At 73.5% G+C, this 18017-nt stretch carries 17 protein-coding genes; 10 read left to right on the top strand and 7 right to left on the bottom strand.

The genetic code is table 11. From position 1 onward, the window contains the following. Positions 1–33 precede the first annotated feature (33 nt). From KME79_RS12565 to KME79_RS12545, 5 genes are all read left to right on the top strand, one after another. Complete coding sequence (locus KME79_RS12565; protein WP_219544574.1) at positions 34–1212, top strand: cytochrome P450; 1179 nt, start codon at positions 34–36, stop codon at positions 1210–1212. Beyond that, a complete protein-coding gene (locus tag KME79_RS12560) occupies positions 1209–1397 on the top strand; it encodes a ferredoxin (protein WP_219544573.1) in 189 nt (62 codons plus the stop codon). The genes KME79_RS12565 and KME79_RS12560 overlap by 4 nt, the downstream gene beginning before the upstream one ends. Then, positions 1394–2494: an NAD(P)/FAD-dependent oxidoreductase gene (locus tag KME79_RS12555; RefSeq protein WP_219544572.1), complete on the top strand. Its 1101-nt coding sequence runs from the start codon at positions 1394–1396 to the stop codon at positions 2492–2494. The genes KME79_RS12560 and KME79_RS12555 overlap by 4 nt, the downstream gene beginning before the upstream one ends. A 12-nt stretch (positions 2495–2506) precedes the next feature. Then, on the top strand, positions 2507–3427 hold the full coding sequence (locus KME79_RS12550) for a LysR family transcriptional regulator (protein WP_219544571.1): 921 nt from the start codon (positions 2507–2509) through the stop codon (positions 3425–3427). A 69-nt stretch (positions 3428–3496) separates the two neighbouring features. After that, positions 3497–3892 (top strand): RidA family protein, encoded by a 396-nt coding sequence (locus KME79_RS12545; protein ID WP_219544570.1) that lies wholly within the window; start codon positions 3497–3499, stop codon positions 3890–3892. Here KME79_RS12545 and KME79_RS12540 read toward each other — a convergent pair. From KME79_RS12540 to KME79_RS12525, 4 genes are all read right to left on the bottom strand, one after another. Further along, entirely contained in the window at positions 3889–4881 is a 993-nt protein-coding gene (locus tag KME79_RS12540; protein ID WP_219544569.1) for a DUF5937 family protein, read from the bottom strand. The genes KME79_RS12545 and KME79_RS12540 overlap by 4 nt on opposite strands. 111 nt (positions 4882–4992) lie before the next feature. Beyond that, positions 4993–6060: an ABC transporter substrate-binding protein gene (locus KME79_RS12535; protein WP_219544568.1), complete on the bottom strand. Its 1068-nt coding sequence runs from the start codon at positions 6058–6060 to the stop codon at positions 4993–4995. Beyond that, positions 6057–6590 carry a SigE family RNA polymerase sigma factor gene (locus tag KME79_RS12530; RefSeq protein WP_148032423.1) on the bottom strand — a complete coding sequence of 178 codons (534 nt, stop codon included), beginning with the start codon at positions 6588–6590 and terminating at the stop codon, positions 6057–6059. The genes KME79_RS12535 and KME79_RS12530 overlap by 4 nt, the downstream gene beginning before the upstream one ends. A gap of 77 nt (positions 6591–6667) precedes the next feature. Beyond that, entirely contained in the window at positions 6668–7576 is a 909-nt protein-coding gene (locus tag KME79_RS12525; RefSeq protein ID WP_219544567.1) for a LysR family transcriptional regulator, read from the bottom strand. Positions 7577–7661: 85 nt separating this feature from the next. On the opposite strand from KME79_RS12525, the gene KME79_RS12520 reads away from it, so the two are divergent. The 5 genes from KME79_RS12520 (at position 7662) to KME79_RS12500 (ending at position 14107) form a co-directional block, all read left to right on the top strand. Beyond that, positions 7662–8522 (top strand): FAD binding domain-containing protein, encoded by an 861-nt coding sequence (locus KME79_RS12520; RefSeq protein WP_148032425.1) that lies wholly within the window; start codon positions 7662–7664, stop codon positions 8520–8522. 1 nt (position 8523) lies between these two features. Further along, a complete protein-coding gene (locus KME79_RS12515) occupies positions 8524–8991 on the top strand; it encodes a (2Fe-2S)-binding protein (protein ID WP_148032426.1) in 468 nt (155 codons plus the stop codon). Next, positions 8988–11336: an aerobic carbon-monoxide dehydrogenase large subunit gene (locus KME79_RS12510; protein WP_219544566.1), complete on the top strand. Its 2349-nt coding sequence runs from the start codon at positions 8988–8990 to the stop codon at positions 11334–11336. The genes KME79_RS12515 and KME79_RS12510 overlap by 4 nt, the downstream gene beginning before the upstream one ends. Beyond that, entirely contained in the window at positions 11333–12109 is a 777-nt protein-coding gene (locus tag KME79_RS12505; protein WP_219544565.1) for an XdhC family protein, read from the top strand. The genes KME79_RS12510 and KME79_RS12505 overlap by 4 nt, the downstream gene beginning before the upstream one ends. Before the next feature lie 117 nt (positions 12110–12226). Continuing rightward, positions 12227–14107: a serine/threonine-protein kinase gene (locus KME79_RS12500; protein ID WP_219544564.1), complete on the top strand. Its 1881-nt coding sequence runs from the start codon at positions 12227–12229 to the stop codon at positions 14105–14107. A gap of 65 nt (positions 14108–14172) precedes the next feature. On the opposite strand, the gene KME79_RS12495 is transcribed toward KME79_RS12500, so the two are convergent. From KME79_RS12495 to KME79_RS12485, 3 genes are all read right to left on the bottom strand, one after another. Then, positions 14173–15051, bottom strand: coding sequence for a carbohydrate kinase family protein (locus KME79_RS12495; RefSeq protein WP_219544563.1), 879 nt, complete (start codon positions 15049–15051; stop codon positions 14173–14175). A gap of 213 nt (positions 15052–15264) precedes the next feature. Next, positions 15265–16290, bottom strand: a complete 1026-nt coding sequence (locus tag KME79_RS12490) for a LacI family DNA-binding transcriptional regulator (protein WP_219544562.1) — start codon at positions 16288–16290, stop codon at positions 15265–15267. Between the two features lie 257 nt (positions 16291–16547). Next, positions 16548–18017, bottom strand: a complete 1470-nt coding sequence (locus KME79_RS12485) for a glycoside hydrolase family 13 protein (RefSeq protein ID WP_148032431.1) — start codon at positions 18015–18017, stop codon at positions 16548–16550.

Genomic DNA, 18017 nt, shown 5'->3' with positions numbered 1-18017 from the left:
CTGGGTTACGCGATGACCGACCCGAGGTGAACGATGACCGACTCCGCCCCCGTCTCCGATCTCGACCTGTTCGACGACACGGTGCTCGTCGACCCTTACCCCTCCTACGCGACGCTGCGCGACCTGGGAGGCGTCGTCCGCCTTCCGGCGAACGACGTGTACGCGCTCACGAGGTACGACGTGATCCGCAACGCCCTGGGCGACTGGGAGAGCTTCTCCTCCGCCGGGGCCATCGGCTTCAACCCGATGGTCAACGAGGCGCTGACCGGCACATCCCTGTCCTCGGACCCGCCGGTGCACACCCAGTTGCGGGCGACCTTGACCGCCAACCTGTCGCCGCGGGCGCTGCGCGGGCTCAAGGCCGGCATCGACGCCAAGGCCGACGCGCTGGTCGGGGAGCTGGTCGACCGGGGCTCGTTCGAGGCCATCGACGCGCTGGCCCGCGCGTTCCCGCTGGAGGTCGTCGCGGATCTCATCGGGTTCACCGGTCACGTCCGCGACAACATGCTGCGCTGGGGACAGGCGGCGATGCAGGTGATCGGGCCGATGAACCGGCGCACCGCGGAGAGCTTCCCCATCGCCGGCGAGCTGTACGGCTGGTGCTCGGGCGTGACCGCCGAGGATCTGGCGCCCGGCTCGGTGGGGCGGGGGATCTTCGAGGCCGAGGCGCGCGGCGACATCCCGCCGGACACGGCCGGCCACATCATCCACCAGTATCTCGGCGCCGGCGTCGACACGACGATCGCCGCCATCGGGAACGTCGTCGCGCTCTTCGCCGCGCACCCCGGCCAGCTCGCGCTGGTGCGGGAGAACCCGTCGCTGGTGCCGGCCGCGCTGAACGAGGTGCTCCGCTACTGGGCACCGCTGCACGCCTGGGGGCGTCGTACGACCCGGGACGTGGAGATCGACGGCGTCGTGGTCCCGGCGGGGGCGCAGGTGGCGATCCTGTTCGGGGCGGGCAACCGGGACCCGCGCCACTACGAGAACCCTGAAGCGTTCCTGGTCGAGCGGAACCCGGTCGACCACCTGTCGTTCGGCTACGGCCCGCACGGCTGCGCCGGCCAGGGGCTGGCCCGGCTGGAGGCGCACGCGGTCATCGAGGCCCTGGCGCGCCGCGTGCGGCGGCTCGTCGTCGGCCCCGAGGTCCGGGTGCCGAGCAACGTCACCCGGAGCATCGAGGAGCTCCCCGTCCTGGAGGTGGTCCCGGTATGAAGATCGTCCTCGACCGTCCCCGCTGTGAAGGGCACGGCCTGTGCGAGGAGGCCGCGCCGGAGCTGATGCACCTCGACGACGACGGCGAGCTGGTCCTCGACCGCGAGGAGATCGGCGACGCCGAGGTCCCGCTGGCCAGCGCCGCCGTCCGGGTCTGCCCGGTGGCGGCCCTGCGGCTCGCGTGAGCACGCGGATCAGGCGCGTCGTCGTCGTCGGCAACGGCGTCGCCGGGCTCACCGCGGCCGACTCGCTGCGGGCGAGCGGGTTCGACGGGGAGCTGACCGTCGTCGGTGACGAGCCGCACGCCGCCTACAGCCGTCCGGCGCTGTCGAAGGCGCTCCTGCTCGACGGCGCCGGGGCGGCCCACGAGCTCCCGCCGGCCACGCACGGGGCGACCGAGCTCCTCGGGGTCCGGGCTCGCGGGCTCGACCTGGAGCGCCGGCTCGTCACCCTCGGCGACGGCACCGAGCTGCCGTACGACCGGCTCGTGATCGCCACCGGGGCCCGCGCGCGGCGGCTGTCCGGCCTGCCCGAGGAGCACACGCTGCGTGGCCTGGACGACGCGCTGGCCCTGCGCGACCGGCTGGCCGCGAGCCCGTCCGTGGTCGTGGCCGGCGGCGGCCCGCTCGGCATGGAGATCGCCTCGGCGTGCCTGGCCGCGGGGTGCGAGGTCACGCTCGTCTCCCAGGGGGTGCCGCTGATCGGGCACCTGGGACCGTACCTGGCCGGGGTCTTCGGCGAGGCCGCGCGGGAGCGTGGGCTCACCGTCGTGGAGACCGGCGCCGCGCGGGTCGAGCGGGACGCGGGCGGCGTCCGCGTCGTCCTGGACGACGGCGCGGTCGTCGAGGCCGAGCTGCTGGTGTCGGCCGCCGGTGACGTCCCCAACACGGAGTGGCTCGCGGGCACGGGCCTCGCCGCGGGCGGGGTCGTCCGGGTCGACGCGCGCGGGCTGGCCCGCCCCGGCGTCGCGGCGGCCGGCGACCTGGCGGCGTTCCCGACACCGTACGGGCCGCGCCGCGTCCCGCTGTGGAACAGCGCGGTCGAGCAGGCGAAGGTGGCCGCGGCCGCCCTCGTGCGCGGGGACGGGGCGCCGCCGCTGCGGTTCCAGCCGTACTTCTGGACCGAGCAGTTCGGGCTCAGCCTCAAGGCGGTGGGCTATCTCCCGGTGGACGGCGAGCCGGAGCACCTGGAGCCGGGCCTGATGCGCTGGTCCCGCGCCGGTGTGGCCGTGGCGCTGAACCACCGGATCCCGATCCCGCGGCTGCGCCGGGCCGCCGCGTAGAGTTTCCTCACGATGAGCGGCGAGGGTGCGGACACCACGGGTTCGGGGCTGGATCGGCTGGCGTCGGTCAACCTCAACCTGCTGGTGCCCCTCCTGGCGATGCTGGAGGAGCGCTCGGTGACCAGGGCCGCCGAGCGCGTCGGGCTCTCCCAGTCGGCGATGAGCCACGCCCTGGGCCGCATGCGACGCCTGCTCGGCGACGACCTCCTCGTCCGGCAGGGCAACGCCGTCACGCTGACCCCGCGCGCCGTGCAGTTGATCGCCCCGTTGCGGGCGACGCTCCAGCAGGCCGCGGACCTGGTCAGCCTGCCCGTCTTCGACCCGGCGACCGATCGCCGGGTCATCACCGTCGCGATGACCACCAGCACGGCCTTCGTCCTCGGCGCGCGGCTGGGGCGGCTGGTGGCGGAGCGGGCGCCGCACGCGACGCTGCGCCTGCGCACGATCACCGTGCCGGCCGAGTCGACCTTCACCGAGCACGGCGTGCACGTCGTGCTGATCTCCGAGGCGTTCGCGTCGCCGCACCCGCGCGAGCGCCTGTACGACGACCGCATCGTGGTGGTGGCCTCGGCGGACACGCCACCGGAGATGAGCGCGCTCGACCTGCTGACCACGCAGTCGCACGTCGTCGTGGACGCGGAGCGGCGGGTCTTCCCGTATCCGGTGCTCGACGAGCAGGGCGTCCCCTACCGGGTCGGGCTGCGGGTCTCCGACTTCCTGCTCGTCCCGTACCTGGTCGGACGGGCGGGCGGGGTCGCCCTGCTGCGCCACCGGGTCGCCGCGGAGATGCGGGCGCTCGTCGGCCTGCGGATCGAGGAGTTCCCGTTCCCGATCCCCGGGCTGGGCATCGACATGGTCTGGAACCCGCATCTGGGTGACCATCCCTTCATGGCCTGGCTGCGTCAGCTCCTGTTCGACGCCGCCCGGCCCTGAAGGGGTCTCGATTAGACGGATCGGCGAAGGGTTTGCGGCCCGCGCGGGCGGGTTCCTAGGGTCACCGCCATGGACGATCTTTTGGTACGGCCCGTCGATCCCGCGTCGTTGCCGGCGGCGACAGGCGACTACACGCACGGCACCGTGGTGACCGGTGCCCGGCGCACCCTGTTCGTCAGCGGCCAGGTCCCCTGGGGCGGGCCGGGCCCGCTGCCGGATGACTTCGACTCCCAGTGCCGCCTGACGTGGCGCAACGTGCTCGCCGTGCTGGCCGAGGCCGGCATGGGGGTGCGCAACCTCGCCAAGGTCACGACGTACCTCTCCGACCGCCGGTATCGCGAGGCCAACAACCGCATCCGCCAGGAGGTGCTCGGCGACCACCGGCCCGCCCTCACCATCGTCATCACCGGCATCTACGCCGAGGAATGGCTGCTGGAGATCGAGGCGATCGCCGTCGAGGGCTAGCCGGCGTTCAGGTCGAGCAGGTCCCAGCCCAGCGGGGTCAGCTCGTGCCGGGCCGTGCGCGCCACCCGGGTGGTGACGACCAGCCCGGCGCGCCGCAGGTTGGCCACGTGCGCCGAGGCGGTCGCCGGCGTGACCCCCAGCGCCGCGGCGAGGTCGGCGGTGCCGCGGCCGGAACGGCGGGCGAGAGCCCGCAGGACGGCCGCCCGGCGCTCGCCGACCGCCCCCGCCAGGCGTCCGTCCGGCCAGTCGCGTCCCCCGCTGTCGCGCCAGAACGCCCCGGCGGTGCGCGCCGGGTAGAAGAGCATCGGCTGCTGCCGGTCGTTGAGCTGCCGGTGCACCCCGTCGGTCAGGAACATGCTCGGCGCCAGGACCAGCCCCCGGCCGCCGAGGGCGTAGTCGGGCGCGACCGGCCCGGCGAACTCCAGGTACGGGTGTTCCCAGCGCACGTGGGGAGGGCAGAGCGTGGCGAGCATGGCCTCCACCCCGTGCCGCGCCGCGAGCCGGGCACGATAGGCCACGTCCGCCGCGAGCTGGGCGCGCAGCCGCGGCCAGTCGGCGGCCAGCACCGCCCGGTGGAACGCCGCGAACGCGTCCCGCAGCGCTCGCCGGGCCCGGGTGGGCTGGCGCAGCAGCGTGCCGACGACCGGCGGGACGGTATCCAGCACCCCGGCGAACGCGGCGGTGTCCTGCAGCACCGGCGCGGCCGGGTCGTCGAGTGCCGCGTGAAGCTCGTCCTCGAACGTCATCGGGCCGGCGGCGGGCTGCGGCGTCAGGAAGTCGGGCAGATGCCTGGGGTGCGCCGAGCACAGGGCCACCACCGGCCGGGCCGCCGCGGGCAGCGCCGCCCGGCCGGCGTGCCGCCAGGCGGCCAGGCCGGGCGGAGGCGCCGGCAGCCCGAGGCCGCGCGCCGCCTTCAGCGTCTCCTGGAAGGGCAGGACGGCGAAGCGGACGCGGCCGAGGTCCGAGTCGGAGAACACCAGGCGCGGCATGCGCCCGAGGCTAGCCGCACCGGGCGCCTGCCGACGGGGCTCTCTTCGCATCCGGGCGACCACCCACCCTCCTGTACGACGCGGCACGGCCTGGGTCTCGGGCGTGCCGGATCACCCGCCGACGGCATCACCGAGATCCACCTGGCGTTCCGTGAACCCGTGGGCGTGGGTCAGGTCGGCGACCCGCTTGAGCTCCGTCATGTCGAGTTCGGCCGGATAGGAGCCGAACGTCATGGCGGCCGCCTCCTCGGGGGAGGTTTTCGTGTAGGTCGGCACCACCTCACGCACCTGCCGGGGATCGCTCGCGATCAGGTGCCGCGCCTTGGCCAGGGCGCGCTGGAAAGCCGCCAGCGTGCGCGGGTGCTTCCGGACCCACTCGGCGGTGGCCGCCAGGCCGGCGGTGTGCAGGCCCGCGAACTCCCGGGGGATCGCGTCCGCCAGGATCCGCGAGCGCTCGCCGCCCACGGTGACGAACGGCTCTGCCAGCAGGGCGGCGTCGAACTGCCCGCTGTTCAGCGCGTGGAGCATCTCGGGATAGGGCTTCTCGACCATCACGACGTCCCGCGGCTTCAGCCCGGCCCGCTTCAGCGCGGCCGTCACCGTCAGCTGCCCGAGGCCCCCGAGGTTCGGGACCGCGATCTGCTTGCGCTTCAGGTCGCGCACTGTCCTGATCCTCGACTTGGCGCTCACGACGATCGCGAGGTCTCCCGGCGAGGACCGGTACAGGCCGGCGACGATCCTGAAGTCCTTGCCCTTCTCGTTCGCCCGGAAGAGGGTGGCGTAGTCGGTGTACGCCAGATCCAGCATGCCAGCTTCGACCTGCGGCGTCGCGGCCCCCGCGCCGGTGACGACCACCGGCTGCACCGTGAGACCCTCCTCCTGGAAGTAGCCCTCGGACTGGGCCACGAACACGGGCGCCGACTCCACGGTCGGCACCGTCCCGACCTTGATGACCGGCAGCTCCGGCGGGGCGGACGGGCGGGCGGCGGCGCGCGGCTCACCGGGCAGCGCCCGCACCGCGACGGTGACCGCGATCATGGTGACGACGACCACCGCGGCGGCGGCGAACGCCATGACGTTGCGCCGCCTGCGCTGATGGACGGCGACCGCCCGGGCGGCCAGGTCGCGCTCCGGCATGTCGTCCGCGATGCGGCCGAGCTGTTCTCCGAGCCAGGTCATCGGCGTGCCCCCTCACTTCGGGCAGGGTCCTCCAGAACGGGCAGTCTGGGCGCCAGTTCCGGCGCGAGCGCGCGCAGGCGCGCCAGGGCGTGGTGCGCCTGGCTCTTCACGGTGCCGACGGAGCATCCCAGCAGGTCGGCGACGTCACGTTCGGTACGGTCCTCGTAGAAGCGCAGGACGAGCACCGCGCGCTGCTTGGGCGTCAGCCGCATGAGCGCCTGGCGCAGGACGATCCGCAGGACGGCGGAGTCCTCGCAGGAGTAGGCGCGCTCGGGCGGCTCGGCGCTCGGCACCTCGCCTGCACCGCGCCGCCGTCGCCACGAGATGTACTGGTTCACCATGATCCTGCGCGCGTAGGCGTCGAGGTTGTCGATGTGGCGTAACTTCGGCCACCGCCCGATCATGCGGACCAGCACGCTCTGCCAGAGGTCCTCCGCGAGGTGGACCTCTCCGGTGAGCAGGTAGGCCAGGCGCATCAACGGGCGTTGGTGAGCATCCACGAACGCCCGGAAACCGGCATCGCGATCCAACGTCTCTCCTCAGGTCGATACCCCCCAGACGCCGTGGCCGCCGTGGAAGGTTGGCACTTCTGAGGAGGGAGTGACGGTCAGCTCCAGATCGACACGTGCACCGGGGGGCGGAAGCGCGCTCGGGGGATGCCCTCGTCCGGGGAGCGCATCACCTGGGTGGCCGCCGGGGTCGTGAGGAAGTCCAGGAAGGCGTCCGCCGAGGCCGATCGGGTGCCGGGTTCCAGGACGGTCGCGTACCAGGAGACCGGCATGGGGGTGGCCGCCGTCTCCACGACCACCAGTTCCCCGCGCCGGACCTGGGACGCCACCAGGTGCGCGACGGCGGGGGCGACGCCGGCGCCCTCCGCCGCCGCCTTCCAGGCCGCCGTCTGGTTGGCGAAGACGCGTACGTGCGACTCCGGTACGCGCAGCAGCCGCAGCAGCCGGCCGCTGTCGCCGGCCGGGTCGGTGCCGGAGGGGCCGACGAGCCAGTGGTCGCGGTGGCCGTGCGGGGCGGCGACGGCGACGAGGCGGCAGCGCAGGACCGGCCGGCTGACCAGTCCGGGGCCGGTCAGCTGCGGTCCGACGGCGACGTCGGCGAGGCGGCTGGTGAGCAGCAGCGGCATCTCCGCGGTGGCGGCGACGCCGGTGCTGGCGTCCATGGACTTGCGCTGGTTGAACAGGCAGACCAGCGGCCCTGCGACATGCTCGGAAAGGACGCCGTCCATGACCACGTGCAGCCGGGCCGGGCCGCCGGGCTGGACGGCGGCGACGGCCTCGGCGCCGAGTGCGACGATCTGGGAGGCGATGCCGAGCAGGCGGCGGCCGCCCTCGGTGAGCACCATGCCGCCGGCGGAGCGGATGAGCAGGGGGTCGCCGAGGTGGCGGCGGAGCTGCGCCAGCGATTGCGACACGGCGGGCTCGCTGATGCCGAGCGCGCGGGCGGCGGCCTTGACGGAACCGAGGCGGGCCACGAAGACGAAGGCGCCGAGCTGGCTCAGGGTCACCCTTTCTTCATAGATTCCCGGCGCGGATTAAGGAATCCCTTATTTCTGGATTGTCCAGCCGAAAGGGTGACAGCACTGTGCAGGCATGCAAGTTCCCGCGACGTTCGCGTACGAAAGAGCGGGCAGCGTCCCGCACGCGTTAGAGCTGCTGGACAGGTACGGCCCCGACGCCCGGGTCGTGGCCGGCGGCCACAGCCTGATCCCGATGATGAAACTGCGCCTGGCCCAGCCCGAGGCGCTGATCGACATCAACGGCCTGTCCGAGCTGGCCCAGCTCTCGGTGGAGGACGGCGAGCTGGTCATCGGCTCGATGGTGCGCCACGCCGAGCTCCTGGCCGGCGCGGTCGCCACCGGCCCGTACCCGATCTTCGAGGACGCCGAACGGGTGATCGCCGACCCGATCGTCCGCAACCGGGGCACGGTGGGCGGCTCGCTCTGCCAGGGCGACCCCTCGGAGGACCTGGCGGCGGTGTTCGCGGCGCTCCGCGCCACCGCGGTCATCCAGGGCCCGGCGGGTGTCCGGAAGGTCCCGGTCAGGGAGTTCCACGAGGGACCGTACGAGACCGCCGTCGGCGACGGGGAGCTGCTGCTCGCGCTCCGGGTGCCGATCCTGGACGGGGCGGGGAGCGCGTACGAGAAGGTGGAGCGGCGCGTCGGCGACTGGCCGGTGGCGGCGGCCGGGGCGGTGCTCCAGCTGGACGGCGGGGTGATCGCGCGGGCCGGGATCGGGCTCACGGCGGTCGGCGCCGAGCACTTCTGCGCGCCCGAGGCGGAGGCGCACCTGATCGGGAAGCCGCCGGGCGCGGAGGTGTTCGCGGAGGCGGGCCGGATCGCCGCCGAGCACTGCGAACCCCACTCCGACCAGCGCGGACCCGCCGACTACAAGCGCCACCTGGCCGCCGAGCTGACCCGGCGGGCACTGGCCAGGGCTGTGGAGAGGATCTGACATGCGGATCACGGTGACGGTGAACGGGCAGCCGTACGAGCGCGACGTGGAGCCGCGGCTGCTGCTGACCCACTTCCTGCGCGACGAGCTGGACCTGACGGGCACCCACTGGGGCTGCGACACCTCCAACTGCGGGGTGTGCACCGTCCAGCTCGACGGGGTGCCGGTCAAGTCGTGCACGGTGCTGGCGGTGATGGCCGACGGCCACGAGGTGACGACCGTCGAGGGGCTGGAGAAGGACGGCGAGCTGGACGCGGTGCAGAAGGGGTTCGTGGAGTGCCACGGCCTGCAGTGCGGGTTCTGCACGCCGGGGATGCTGCTGACGGCGCGGTGGCTGCTGGACAACAAGCCCGACCCGGACGAGGGCGAGATCCGCGAGGCGATCTCCGGCCAGCTCTGCCGGTGCACCGGTTACGAGAACATCGTCCGGTCCATCCGCTGGGCGGCAGAGGCGGAGGCCAAGTCATGAGTTTCGGACGCATGCACCGCAAGGAGGACGCCCGTTTCATCCGGGGCCGCGGCACCTACGTCGACGACGTCAAGCTGCCCGGCATGCTGCACGGCGCGATCCTGCGCAGCCCCTACGCGCACGCGCGGATCGTGTCGATCGACACCTCGGCGGCCGAGGCGCACCCCAAGGTCAAGGCCGTCGTCACCGGCGCCACCCTGGCCGGGCTGAACCTGGCCTGGATGCCCACCCTGTCCAACGACGTGCAGGCGGTGCTCGCCACGGACAAGGTGCGCTTCCAGGGGCAGGAGGTCGCGTTCGTGGTGGCCGAGGACCGCTACGCGGCGCGCGACGCGCTGGAGCTGATCGAGGTCGAGTACGAGCCGCTGGACGCGGTCATCGACGCCAGGACCGCGCTCGACGCGGGCGCCCCGGTGATCAGGGACGACCTGGAGGGCAAGGCCGACAACCACATCTTCGACTGGCAGGCGGGCGACAGGGCCAGGACGGACGAGCTGTTCGAGCGGGCCGAGGTGACGGTCGCGCAGGACATGCTCTACCCGCGCGTGCACCCGGCGCCGCTGGAGACGTGCGGCGCGCTCGCCGACTTCGACAAGGTGACCGGCAAGCTGACCGTGTGGTGCCCTACGCAGGCGCCGCACGCGCACCGGACGCTGTACGCGATGGTGGCGGGCCTGCCCGAGCACAAGATCAGGGTGATCTCGCCGGACATCGGCGGCGGGTTCGGCAACAAGGTCGGGATCTACCCCGGGTACGTGTGCGCGATCGTCGGCTCGATCGTCACCGGCCGCCCGGTCAAGTGGATGGAGGACCGCTCGGAGAACCTGATGAGCACCTCCTTCGCCCGCGACTACCACATGCACGGCGAGATCGCCGCCGACCGGGACGGCCGGATCAAGGCGATCCGGGTGAAGGTGCTGGCCGACCACGGCGCGTTCAACGGCACGGCCCAGCCGACGAAGTTCCCCGCCGGGTTCTTCCACGTCTTCACCGGCTCGTACGACCTCGAAGCCGCGCACTGCGAGGTCACCGGCGTCTACACGAACAAGGCGCCAGGAGGCGTCGCGTACGCGTGCTCGTTCCGCATCACCGAGGCCGTCTACCTGGTGGAGCGCCTGATGGACGTGCTGGCGGCCGAGCTGGGCGTGGACCCGGCCGAGCTGCGCATGCGCAACCTGCTCAAGCCCGACCAGTTCCCCTACACCTCACCCACCGGCTGGGAGTACGACTCGGGCGACTACCCCAAGACGCTGAGGCTGGCGCTGGACATGGCCGGCTACGACGAGCTCCGCGCCGAGCAGGCCGCCAAGCGGGCCAGGGGCGAGCTGATGGGCATCGGCATCAGCTTCTTCACCGAGGCGGTCGGCGCCGGGCCGCGCAAGCACATGGACATCCTCGGCCTCGGCATGGCCGACGGCGCCGAGCTGCGCGTGCACCCGACGGGCAAGGCGGTGCTGCGGGTGTCGTGCCAGTCGCAGGGCCAGGGGCACGAGACCACGTTCGCCCAGATCGTCGGGAACGAGCTGGGCATCCCGGCCGACGACGTGGAGGTGGTGCACGGCGACACCGACCAGACGCCGTTCGGTCTCGGCACGTACGGGTCGCGCTCGACGCCGGTGTCGGGCGCGGCGACCGCGGTGGTGGCCAGGAAGGTGCGCGACCGGGCCAAGCTGGTGGCCGCGGCCATGCTGGAGGCCAGCCCGGACGACCTGGAGTGGCAGGACGGCAAGTGGTCGGTGGTCGGCGACCCGTCGACCGCCAAGTCGCTCGCGGAGATCGCGCTGGCCGCGCACTCGAACCTGGAGCTGCCCGAGGGCGTCGAAGGGCACCTGGACGCGGTGACCGTCTACAACCCGCCGAACCTCACCTACCCGTTCGGCGCCTACATCTGCGTGGTCGACGTCGACCCGGGCACCGGGCAGGTGAAGGTGCGCCGGTTCGTGGCGGTGGACGACTGCGGGGTGCGCATCAACCCCATGATCGTCGAAGGGCAGGTGCACGGCGGCCTGGCCGACGGGGTGGGCATGGCGCTCATGCAGGTGATGGCGTTCGACGAGGACGGCAACCACCTGGGCGCCTCCTTCATGGACTACCTGCTGCCCACGTCCATGGAGTGCCCGTCGTGGGAGCTGGGCGAGACGGTCAGCCCGTCGCCGTTCCACCCGATCGGGGCCAAGGGCGTCGGCGAGTCGGCCACCGTCGGCTCCCCCGCCGCCGTGGTCAACGCCGTGGTGGACGCGCTCGCGCCGTACGGGATCCGGCACGCGGACATGCCGCTGACCCCGGCGAACGTGTGGCGGACCATCGACGGGCGGCCGTTCAGGACGGACCTGGCCATCTCATGAGCGAGTTCATCGGCATGCCGGCGCCCCGCCGCCGTGATCGGACGGGCGGGGCGCCGGCCCCGCCGCGTGACGTGCGGGAGCGGGCCGCCGAGCTGCGGTCGGGGCGGGAGCCGTACGTGCTGGCCACGGTCGTGCGCGCGCAGCGGCCGACCAGCGCGAAGGCCGGCGACCGGGCGCTGGTGCTGGCCGACGGGACCGTGGAGGGGTTCGTCGGCGGGCACTGCGCGCTCGACACGGTACGGGCCCAGGGGCTGCGGCTGCTGGAGCCGAGGCGCACTGGGCACTCGACGCTGCTGCGCATCACGCCCGAGGAGGGCGAGCCGCGCGAGGAGGAGGGGCTGGTCGCCGTCGGCCAGCCGTGCCTGTCCGGCGGCACGCTGGAGATCTTCCTGGAGGCCGTGCTGCCGCCGGTGCTCGTGCACGTGTACGGTGACGGGCCGATCGCGCGGGCGTTCGCCGAGGTCGGGCGGGCGCTCGGCTACCAGGTGGAGGCGTCGGCCGACCCGTGGGCCGCCATCGCCGCCGACACCACCGCGGTGCTGGTGGCCTCGCACGGCGTGTCCGAGGAGCCGGTGCTGCGGGCCGCGCTGGCGGCCGGCGTCCCGTACGTGGGTCTCATCGCCAGCCGCAGGCGGGGAGCAGGGGTGCTGGCAGGGGTGGACGGCGGTGACCGGGTGCGGGTGCCGGCCGGGCTGGACATCGGCGCGCGGACGCCGGGAGAGGTGGCGGTGTCGGTCCACGCGGAGATCATCCAGCTCGGCGTCCGGTCCTAGCTCCCGGCCAGCGGGCAGGCCCTTACTCCGTTAGAGTCTGGGGTGCACAAAGGCATGCCGGGCGGAGGAAACGGTCGGTTGAGTCGACGGGATGACGACGGCGAGAGGACAGCGACGTTGGGGCAGCAGGGCCGCTCTGCTGGCACTCCGCTGACGCCAGAGGACCCGCCCGCGATCGGGCCGTACGAGCTGGCCGGCCGGCTCGGGTCCGGTGGCATGGGCACCGTCTATCTGGCGAAGGGGCCGGACGGCGCGACGGTGGCGCTCAAGGCGATCCGGCGTGACTTCACCGCCGACCCCGTCTACCGGGCGCGCTTCCACGAGGAGGTGTCGAACGCGCGCAAGGTCGCGTCGTTCTGCACGGCCCGGGTGCTCGACCACGGTGAGCACGACGGGGTGCTCTACCTCGTCACCGAGTTCATCGACGGCGTCTCGCTGGAGGACCACCTCATCGAGCACGGCCGGCTGTCGCCGTCGATGCTCCACTCCGCGGCCGTGGGGGTGGCCGCGGCGCTGACCGCCATCCACGCGGCCGGGCTGGTCCACCGCGACCTCAAGCCGGCCAACGTGATGCTGACGCTGGCCGGGCCGCGGGTGATCGACTTCGGGCTGGCCAGGTCCACGCACGTCAGCTCGCGTCACACGAACGCCGGCATGGTGATGGGCACGCCGGGGTGGATCGCTCCCGAGCAGGTCTTCGAGGGCCGCACCAGCCCGGCGGGCGACGTGTTCGCGTGGGGGTCGCTGATCGCGTACGCGGGGCTGGGCGGGCATCCGTTCGGCGAGGGCGACGCCTACGTCATGGCGGCCAGGGCCCGTACCGCCCCGCCCGACCTGCGCGGGCTGCCCGCGCCGCTCGACCGGCTGGTGGCCGCGGCCATCCATCCCGACCCGGCGCGGCGGCCGACGGCCAAGCAGCTGCTGCTGGAGCTGGTGAGCGCCACCGACGAGCCGGCGGCCCAGCTCGCGGCCTCCCGCCATCTCACGGACTCCTGGAACCCCGCGGAGTTCCCCCCGCTGGCCCACCGTCCCGGCGCGCACCCTCACCCGGGCCCGCGTGCCCCGCACCAGGGCGGCAGGGCGGAGCCGCACCCCGAGACCTCCGGCCGTTTCGCCCGCCCCGAGCCGGGCGCGCCCCACCAGCCCCCGCCGGGCGCCCCCAGCGGCCCCCCGCCCGCCGACACCTCCGGCCGCTTCCCCATGCCGGCTCCCGACGCGTCCCGTCAACCGGCTCCCGCAGGCCCCGCCCCGAGACCCGCCGACGCCCCACCCCCAGCCGAAACCCCCGGAAACTTCCCGGGCGCGCACCAGGCACCGCCTGCGGAGACGTCCGGGAACGTACCGCGACCGGGGCCGGGTGGGCCGCATCAGGGGCCGCGCCCCGCTGTGCCGCCTGCCGAGACGTCGGGGAACTTCCGGCGCTCCGGGCCCGGGGGGCCGTACCAGGCGCCGCCTGCCGAGACCTCCGGGAACGTACCGCGACCGGGGCCCGGTGGGCCGCATCAGGGGCCGCGCCCCGCTGTGCCGCCCGCCGAGACGTCGGGGAACGTGCCGAGGTCTGGGGGGCGTGGGCCGCGTCAGGGGCCGCCCGGCGAGACGGGGACCTTCCAGGGGCCGCGGCAGGCGGCGCCCATGCCGCCCGCCGAGACGTCCGGGCGCTTCCCGCGGCCGGGGCGTCAGGCGCCGCAGGTGCCTCCGCATCAGACCGGGCAGGGCCCGCTGCCCCGCCGTGGCCCGCTGCCGCCGGGCGCCCGGCCCGCCAAGCCGGGCCGGAACCTGTTCACCGGCTGCCTGGCCGCCGTGGTGATCATGCTGGTGCTGCTCGCGCTGCTCGTCGCCGTGCTGGTGTGGATGTCCCGTGGCCCGTCCGCGGGCGAGGCGGGCAACCCGGTGCAGGACGGCAAGCTGACCTTAACCGTCAGCGACACCGAGTGCGCCGAGCCGCCCTCGTCCGGGATGCCGCCCGCCTGCCGCGTAGCACTCGACCGAGTCAGGTGATCGGCGGACGCTCAGGGCTCGACCGAGGCTCAGGGCTCGACCGAGGCTCAGGGCTCGACCGAGGCTCAGGTGTCTGCTGAGGCGCGGGCCAGGAGGACGGGCTCGGTGATCGGGGACTCGTGGGTGCCCGGCACCGTGCAGGCGTGCGCCCCGGCGACCGCCCCCAGCGTGACGCACCGCTCCAGCGGCAGCCCGTTGAGCGTCCCGTACAGGAAGCCGGAGACGAACGCGTCGCCCGCGCCGTTGCTGTCGGCGACCGGTGCCGGCAGCGGGACGGCGGGGAAGGCGCGCACCTCGCCGCCGCGCGTCAGGACGAGGCAGCCGCCGGCGCCGCGGGTGCAGACGACGGTGCGGGCGCGCCCGCGGGCCAGGATGCCGCGCATCGCCGCCACCGGGTCCTCCAGCGCTGTGGCTGACAGGAACACCAGGTCGGAGCGGTACGCGAAGTCCCGGTGGAAGTCGTCGGCCCCGTCCCAGTCGTGCAGGTCGGTGGAGACGGGCACGCCGCCGAGGTCGTCGAAGACGTCGCGGCAGATGTCGGAGAGCGACACGTGCACCTGGCGGGCCCGGACGCCTGCGTAGAGCGCGCGGGGCAGGCGCTCGCCGGGGGTGGCCTTGGCGTCGAAGAACGACGTGCGGCGGCCGTCGGGGGCGACCAGCAGGACGCTGCGCCGGGTGCCCCCGGCGGCGGTGCCCCACGCGCAGGCGACGTGGCGCAGCGCGTCACGGACGAGCGCGCCCTGCGGATCGTCGCCGATCAGGTCGGCGAAGGCGACGTCCATCCCGAGGGCCGCGCACCCGAGGCTCACCCCTGACCCGGTGTTCCCGATCCGATCGACCACGGGCGGCACCGGGTAGGTGTCACGGTAGGCCAGCGGCAGCTCCGGCACGTAAACGGTGGTGTCGACCCCCGCCCCGCCCAGCACCAGCACGTCACACGTCACAGTCCCGCCCTCCTCCTCGCACGAGCACTTACGGCGGGCACAGCGGGCCGTAAGGCACGCATGACGGCGCCCGGCCCGAGGGGTTTCCCAAAAAGCCCTTGCCTGCCCCGACGACGGTCCGCGGCCACCCGGAGCCACACCCAGCCGGAGGTTCCCCGAAGAATCACCCGAACAGACCCTCAGCTGGCCCCCGGCCGGACATTGCCAGAAGCATCACCGGTTGACCAGCGGGCCGGAGCCGGTGGAGCCGCGGACCACCAGCTCGGGCTGGAAGATGAGCTCGACGTGCTTGGCGGACGCGCCGCCGACCTCTTCGAGGAGGGTCTGCACGGCGGCCGTGGCCATCGGGCCGATCGGTTTGCGCACGGTGGTCAGCGGCGGGTCGGTGAAGGCGATGAGCGGCGAGTCGTCGAAGCCGACCACCGACACCTCGCCCGGCACGGCGAGCCCGCGCTGGCGGCAGGCGCGGATCGCGCCCAGCGCCATCAGGTCGCTGGCGCACACGATGCCGGTGCAGCCGCGGTCGAGGAGCTGCGTGGCGGCGGCCTGGCCGCCCTCGACGGAGAACAGCGAGTGGGTGATGAGGTCGTCCACGTCGTCGGCGCCGAGGAGCACCCTCATGGCCTCGCGGAAGCCTTCGATCTTGCGGATGACGGGGACGAACCGGCGCGGCCCGAGCGCCAGCCCGATGCGCTCGTGGCCGAGGTCGGCCAGGTGACGGACGGCGAGGCGGGCGGCCATGCGGTCGTCGGCCGAGATGAAGGGGGCGTCGATGTGCTCGTTGTAGCCGTCGACCAGCACGATCGGCAGGCCGCGGTCGGTGAGCCGGGTGTAGCGGTCCATGCGGGCGGTGGTGTCGGCGTGTAACCCTGACACGAACACGATGCCGCTCACCCCGCGGTCGACCAGCAGTTCGGTGAACTCGTCCTCGGGGGCGCCGCCGGGCAGCTGGGTGCAGAGCACGGGCGTGTAGCCGTGCTGGGTCAGCGCCTTCTCGATGGCCTGCGCGAACGCCGGGAAGATCGGGTTGTCGAGCTCGGGGGTGACCAGCCCGATGAGGCCGTTGCTGCGCTGGCGCAGCCGGGGCGGCCGCTCGTAGCCCATGAGGTCGAGCGCTGTCATGACCGCCTGGCGGGTCGTCGCCGAGACGCCCGGCTTGCCGTTGAGCACGCGGCTGACCGTGGCCTCGCTCACCCCGGCCTGGGCGGCGATGTCGGCAAGGCGGGCGGGTCCGTTCATCAGAAACCTCCGAGTAAGCCCCCGCCTTCAGGCGAGGGAGGAATCGGACCCTTGCGGAGCATCACAAGAGGCAGGCGATTCACGGTCCGGCACATCGTCTCATATCGAACAGCAGTGCGAACCGGCCTCGATCGTCCGGCAGACGGTCCGAGGCGCTCGCCGACGGGCCGGCGGAGCGCCGGAAGGCCTGTGGAGCCGGTGTGGGACCTCAACGAGAATCCTCTCGCGCGGGCGACGGGCCGTGAAGCGGGAACCCGTCAGGCCGGATGCCTCATTCTCCACCAGGCCGCCGAATCGGGCGCGCCGGGCTCGTCCGAGGCCAGCAGGAGGTCGCCGTCGACGGCGAAGCCGACCGGTGACCCGGTCAGGTTGACGGTGCACAGCAGGTCGCCCCGCGACAGCACGAGGGTCCCCTCGGGAGAGTCGTGCCAGGTCAGGTCGCCGTCGAAGGAGCGGCGCAGCCGGAGCGCCTCCCGGTAGAGCTCCAGGGTGGAGCCGGGCACGCCCTGCTGGGCCTCCACGCTGAGCCCGGCCCACGCGGCGGGGATGGGCAGCCACGGCTCACGCCAGCCGAGGTCGCGCGTCCAGGGCAGCGGCACCCGGCAGCCGTCGCGGCCGCTGTCGGGGTCGCGCAGCCGCTGCGGGTCGCGCAGGACCTCTTCCGGCAGGTCGAGCACCTCGGGCAGGCCCAGCTCGTCGCCCTGGTAGATGTAGGCGGAGCCGGGCAGGGCGAGCGTGAGCAGGGCGGCGGCGCGGGCCCTGGCCAGGCTGCCGTAGCGGGTGACGTGACGCTTGACGTCGTGGTTGGACAGCACCCAGGTGGTCGGCGCGCCGACCGAGGCGGCGGTGGCGAGCGAGCTGTCGATCACCTCGCGCAGCGCCTGAGCCTCCCAGGGGGCGAACAGGTAGTGGAAGTTGAACGCCTGGTGCAGCTCGTCCGGCCGCACGTAGAGGGCCAGGCGCTCGGGGGTGGGCGCCCAGGCCTCGGCCACGCCGATGCGCTCCCCCGGGTACGAGTCGAGGATGCGCCGCCACGACCGGTGGATCTCGTGCACGCCGTCGTTGTCGAAGTACGGCACCACGTCGTTGCCGATGAGCCGGGTCTGCCCGGAGTGACCGATGTCGGGCAGGCCGGCCGGTTTGACCATGCCGTGCGCCACGTCGATCCGGAAGCCGTCGACGCCCAGGTCGAGCCAGAAGCGCAGGATCGACTCGAACTCGGCCCGCACCTCGGGATGCTCCCAGTTGAGGTCGGGCTGGGAGGGGTCGAACAGGTGGAGGTACCACTGGCCGTCGGCGACCTGCGTCCAGGCCGGGCCGCCGAAGATGGACTCCCAGTCGTTGGGCCGGTCGCGGAAGACGTAGCGGTCGCGGTTGGCCCCGCGCAGCGCCTCCTGGAACCAGGGGTGCTGGTCGGAGGTGTGGTTGGGCACGATGTCGACGATCACCCGCAGGCCGAGCCCGTGGGACTCGTCGATCAGCGCCTTGGCGTCGCCGAGCGTGCCGAAGAGCGGGTCGACGTCGCGGTAGTCGGCTACGTCGTAGCCGAAGTCGGCCATAGGCGAGGGGTAGAAGGGCGTCAGCCAGATCGCGTCCACGCCGAGCGCGGCGAGGTAGGGCAGGCGATCACGGACGCCTATCAGGTCGCCGACCCCGTCGCCGTCCCCGTCGGCGAAACTACGCACGTACACCTGGTAGATCGCGGCGTCCCGCCACCACGTCGCCAT

The sequence above is a fragment of the Nonomuraea harbinensis genome (assembly GCF_019396385.1).
In the GTDB taxonomy this organism is placed as follows: Bacteria; Actinomycetota; Actinomycetes; order Streptosporangiales; family Streptosporangiaceae; genus Nonomuraea; species Nonomuraea ferruginea.
This window is presented reverse-complemented; position numbering and strand designations above follow the sequence as displayed.